Annotated in this window: 4 protein-coding genes and 2 pseudogenes; 2 read left to right on the top strand and 4 right to left on the bottom strand. The window is 68.0% G+C overall.

Translation table 11 applies throughout. The annotated features are described in order from the left end of the window. The 4 genes and pseudogenes from B2J89_RS20615 to B2J89_RS20630 form a co-directional block, all read right to left on the bottom strand. A pseudogene (locus B2J89_RS20615) lies at window positions 1-137 on the bottom strand (electron transfer flavoprotein subunit beta/FixA family protein); the annotation flags it as partial. 136 nt (window positions 138-273) lie between these two features. Further along, on the bottom strand, window positions 274-1,599 hold the full coding sequence (locus tag B2J89_RS20620) for a mechanosensitive ion channel family protein (RefSeq protein WP_169170727.1): 1,326 nt from the start codon (window positions 1,597-1,599) through the stop codon (window positions 274-276). 6 nt (window positions 1,600-1,605) lie between these two features. Further along, on the bottom strand, window positions 1,606-2,436 hold the full coding sequence (locus B2J89_RS20625; RefSeq protein WP_169170728.1) for an enoyl-CoA hydratase: 831 nt from the start codon (window positions 2,434-2,436) through the stop codon (window positions 1,606-1,608). 32 nt (window positions 2,437-2,468) lie between these two features. After that, on the bottom strand, window positions 2,469-3,422 hold the full coding sequence (locus B2J89_RS20630) for a histone deacetylase family protein (protein WP_169170729.1): 954 nt from the start codon (window positions 3,420-3,422) through the stop codon (window positions 2,469-2,471). A 43-nt stretch (window positions 3,423-3,465) separates the two neighbouring features. On the opposite strand from B2J89_RS20630, the gene B2J89_RS20635 reads away from it, so the two are divergent. Continuing rightward, window positions 3,466-4,386 carry a MoxR family ATPase gene (locus tag B2J89_RS20635; protein ID WP_169170730.1) on the top strand — a complete coding sequence of 307 codons (921 nt, stop codon included), beginning with the start codon at window positions 3,466-3,468 and terminating at the stop codon, window positions 4,384-4,386. 11 nt (window positions 4,387-4,397) lie between these two features. Next, window positions 4,398-5,099, top strand: a pseudogene (locus B2J89_RS20640) (DUF58 domain-containing protein); the annotation flags it as partial.

Below are 5,099 nucleotides of genomic sequence, written 5' to 3' on the forward strand. Positions count from 1 at the left end.
GCCTCCTCGACGGCGATCTCGTCAAAGGGGTTCATGCTCATCTTGACGTTGGCGGTGTCGACGCCCGTGCCGTCCGACTTGACCCGGACCTTGACGTTGTAGTCGACCACGCGCTTGACAGGGACCAAAACCTTCATTGCTGCGGCTCCTAGAGTTGTTGAATTGACGTTAACGTAAACCAAGCTATTTTAGGCTGCACCACAGCCCACTGTTGCGCTGCAGCGTCGCGCGCCCGACAGGCTTATCAAAAAAGTACGGCCGTGCTTTTATGGATTATAGGGGTGCCGCCGGTCTGGTGGTCTGTGCCGCGCCGTGGGCGCCTGCGGCAGCCGGCATGGTGCCGGGCTGCACCGCCACCGGCAAGGCACCATCGAATTGCACCACGCGCTGCGGACTGGGAATGCGCACGCCGGCCGCACGCAGCGCGCGCAGGATGGCCAGGTTGACGGCAGAGCGCAGACCGAGCGTGCCCGCTTCGGGGTCGCTGATCCAGAAGTTCAGGCTGAACTCCAGACCGTCGGGCGCAAAGTTGATGAGAAATGCCACCGGCTCGGGACTGGGCAGCACGCGCGCCTGGGAAGCCGCCGCCGCCGCCAGGATGCGCAGCACCTGGTCCACATCGCTGTCGTAGCCCACCACGATGTTGGTCGTGACGTTGAACTTGCGGTCGGCCTCGGAGAGGTTTTCGACGCGCTGTGTGATCAGCGTCTCGTTGGGCACGATCGACTGGCGTCCGCTGCCGGCGCGGATCAGGGTGTAGCGTGTCTTGATGTCGGTGATGCGGCCCTCGAAGCCATCGACCTTGACGTTGTCGCCAATGCGCAGCGAGCGTTCGAGCAGGATGACAAAACCGCTGACGTAATTGGACGCGAGCTTTTGCAGGCCGAAGCCCAAGCCCACGCCCACGGCGCCGCCCAGCACCGACAACGCCGTCAGGTCCACCCCCACCGCCGAGAGCGTGAACAGCATGCCCACCAGCAACAGCAGCGCGCGCGTCGCGTTGACGGCCACCTTGCGCATCGACAGGTCGCTCACCGCGCTGTCGAGCACGCGGCGCTCAAATGTCGAAGACAGCCACAGCGTGCCCAGGATGACCAGCCCGGTCGAGAGCACGCCCTCGATCAGTGCCAGCAGGCTCACCCGGTTCTTGCCCAGCGTCAGCGTGACCGCATCGAGCTGGTCCAGCACCAATGGCAGCAGCCCCAGAATCCACAGTACCGCCGCGACCCAGGCCAGCCATGCCACCACCCGTTCGGCCAGGCGCATCAGACCGGACTGTGGGAACACCGCCCCGAGCACGCGCGCCAGGAAGCGGATCAACAGCAGCGAGGTGAGGATGGGCACTGCCAGGCGCAGCAGAAACACCGTCTCGTAGTGCGCCAGCGTGAACCGGGCGACGAGCACCAGCGCCAGCGCCAGCAGGGGAAACGCCAGCCCGTCAACGGTGCGGCGGCCGAACCAGATCGACACGGGCGGCTGACCGCGCCCGAGGGTGCGGCTGATCAGGTAAGCCAGGCCCAGGCAGGCCAGCAGCAGGCCCAGTTCGGTCCAGGTACTCGAGCGGTTGAAGTCATGCAACAGCTTGTCGAAGATTTCCATTGCGTCTTATTCGGCCGCTGCCGGGTGCGTGCCATCGGGCGCCAATTTCCAGGCGGGGCTGCGTTTTTGTGCAAACGCCTGCGCGCCTTCCTGCGCGGCCTCGTCCATCATGTTGGTGGCCATGGCCTGGCCGGCCAGCTGGTAGGCCGCGTCCAGCCCCAGCTCGCGCTGCTGGTAGACCAGGGCCTTGCCCATGGCCACCGCCACGCGGGGCTTCTGCAAGATCGATTGCACGAGCTTTTCCACTTCGCCATCGAGCGCGGCCAAAGACACGACGCGGTTGACCAGGCCCTGCGCCAAGGCGGTGGGCGCGTCGATGAAGTCGCCCGTGAGCAACATCTCCATGGCGCGCTTGATCGGCACATTGCGCACCAGGGGTACGCTGGGCGTAGCGCAGAACAGGCCGTAGTGGATGCCGCTGGTGGCGAACGTGGCCTCATCAGCGGCCACGGCCAGGTCGCACTGGGCCACGAGCTGGCAACCGGCCGCTGTGGCCATGCCGTGCACGCGCGCAATCACCGGCACCGGCAGCTTGTGCAGGCTCAGCATCATGCGGCTGCACTGGGCAAACAACTGCTGGTACCACGCCAGATCGGGGTGCTGCGCCATGTCCTTGAGGTTGTGGCCGGCGCAAAACGCCCGGCCCTCGGCGGCCAGCACGACCACGCGCAGGCCTTCGTCGCTCGCAGCGGCGTCCAGCGCCTGCTGCAGCGCGGTCAGCATCTCGCTGCCCAGCGCATTGAAACGCGCGCCATCGTTGAGCGTGAGGGTCAGCACGCCGCGTGCATCGCGCTGCACGCGCAGCGGCGTATCGGTGTCGGAAGAAAAAGAAGTCATGGTGCAAAGGGTGAAAAAACACAGAAGCGCGGTCACAGCTCGGCCAGCACACGCACATGCGCTTCGACGCTGCGCGAGAGGGCGCTCATCACGTAGCCGCCCTCCAGGCACGAAACGATGCGCCCCTTGGCATAGCGCCGCGCCACGTCCTTGATGCGCTGCGTGATCCAGGCGTAGTCCTGCTCGACCAGGCCGAGCTGGCCCATGTCGTCCTCGCGGTGGCCGTCGAAGCCGGCGCTGACAAAGACCATCTCGGGCTGGAAGGCCTCCAGGCGGGGCATCCAGGTCATCTCGATGATTTCACGGATGTCCATGCCGCGCGTGTAGGCCGGCACCGGCACGTTGAGCATGTTGGGCGCCGGGTTCTGGTCGCCGCTGAACGGATAGAACGGGTGCTGGAAGATGCCCACCATCAGCGCGCGTTCGTCGCCCGAGAGGATGTCCTCGGTGCCGTTGCCGTGGTGCACGTCAAAGTCGACCACGGCCACGCGCTGGAGCTTGTAGCGCTCAAGCGCGTACTTGGCGGCCACGGCCACGTTGTTGAAAAAGCAAAAGCCCTGCGCCTTGTTGCGCGTGGCGTGGTGGCCCGGCGGGCGCACGGCGCAAAAGGCATTCTCGAGATCGCCGGCCATCACGGCATCGGTGGCGGCGAGCGCGGCGCCGGCCGCGCGCAGCGCCGCGGTCCAGGTGTGCTCGTTGAGGGAGGTGTCGGGGTCGATCTGCGCCAGTTCCGGGCCGCCGGCCGTGCGCTCTTCGATGAGCCGCTCGGAGATGCCGCGCAGCGCGGCAATGTGCATGCGGTCGTGGGCCAGCTCGAGGTCGGCCAGGGGGGCCAGCGGCGCCTCCATGCGTTCGAGCGCATCGAACACGCCCGTGATCAGCAACCGGTCTTCAATGGCGTCGAGCCGCTCGGGGCACTCGGGGTGGCCCGGCCCCATCTGGTGCTTCCAGCAGTCGCGGTGGGTGAAGTAACCCGTCTTGCCCATGGTGGTGTCCCCGTCGGTCTCTTTTTTCGATTAACGTCGTGCCATGCATGCACAGCACAAAATCCGGTCTCTTCTGGACCAGCTTAACACGGTGATTGTGGGCAAAAGTGCCCGTGTACAGGACTGCGTGGCCTGCCTTTTGGCGGGCGGGCACCTGCTGATCGAAGACGTTCCCGGCGTCGGCAAGACCACGCTGGCACACGCCCTGGCCCACACCTTCGGGCTGCAGTTTGCGCGCGTGCAGTTCACCGCCGACCTGATGCCCAGCGACCTGATCGGTGTCTCGGTCTACGAGCGCGGCAAGGAGGCTTTCGTCTTCCACCCCGGCCCGGTGTTCACGCAGGTGCTGCTGGCCGACGAGATCAACCGCGCCAGCCCCAAGACGCAAAGTGCGCTGCTCGAAGCCATGGAAGAAAAGCAGGTGTCCGTCGAGGGCGAGACGCGCGCCCTGCCCCAGCCCTTCTTCGTCATCGCTACGCAGAACCCGCACGACCAGCTGGGCACCTATGCGCTGCCCGAGTCGCAGCTCGACCGCTTCCTGATGCGCATCTCGCTGGGCTACCCGGACCGCGAGGCCGAGCGCCTGCTTCTGGCGGGCAGCGACCGGCGCGACATGGTCTCGGCGATGCTGCCGCTGCTGTCGGCCCCGGAACTGGCCGACCTGCAGCGCCAGGTGCTGGCCGTGCACGCAGCCGAGCCGCTGCTCAACTATGTGCAGGATCTGGTCGCCGCCACGCGCTCGGGCCACTGGTTCCTGCAGGGCCTGTCGCCGCGCGCCGGCATCGCGCTGGTGCGCGCGGCCAAGGCGCAGGCGCTGATCTGCGGGCGCGACTATGTGGCGCCCGACGACGTGCAGGCCATCGTGGCGCAGACCATGGCGCACCGCCTGGTGCCCGTGGGCAACGCCGGGCGCGGTGCCGTCGAGCAGGTGCGCGCCATGGTCGAGGCCGTGCCCCTGCCCTGAGCGCGCCGCCCATGCCCAAGGCAGACAGCCGCCGCCCGCCGCCCTTGTCGTCCCTTCCCCACGCCGCCCACTCCGCCACCCGGCAGCGTGCGCGCGCGCGGCTGGCCGCGCTGAATCCGCTGTCCGCGCTGCGCCGGCGCCTGGCGTGCTGGTGGCAGGCGCGCCTGCCGCTGGCCGACACCTTGCAGCTCACGCAGCGCAACGTCTACATCCTGCCCACGGGGCCGGGCTGGATGCTGGCGCTGACACTGCTGGTGCTGCTCGTGGCGTCGATCAACTTCCAGCTCAACCTGGGCTACCTGCTCACCTTCCTGCTGGCCGGCAGCGCCGTGGTGGGCATGCACCTCGGCCACGCCAGCCTGCGGGGCCTCGCGCTGCACCTGCCCCCGCCGCAGCCGCAGTTCCTGGGCCACAGCGCGCCGCTCGAAGTGCGGCTGGGCAGCACGCGGCGCACGCCGCGCTATGGCATCGCGCTGGCCGTGCAGGGCAGCGGCCAATGGGCCGTGACCGACGTGCCGGCGCAGGGCGCGGCCAGCGTGCGCGTGGCCTTTGCGCCCACGCGCCGCGGCCTGCACCGTCTGCCCACGCTCACGGTGGAAACGCGTTTTCCGCTGGGCACCTTCCGCGTCTGGACGGTGTGGCGGCCGGCCGCGCAGCTGCTGGTCTACCCCGCGCCCGAAACCCCGGCGCCGCCGCTGCCGCCGGGCGAGCCA

Source organism: Acidovorax sp. SRB_24 (assembly GCF_012931925.1).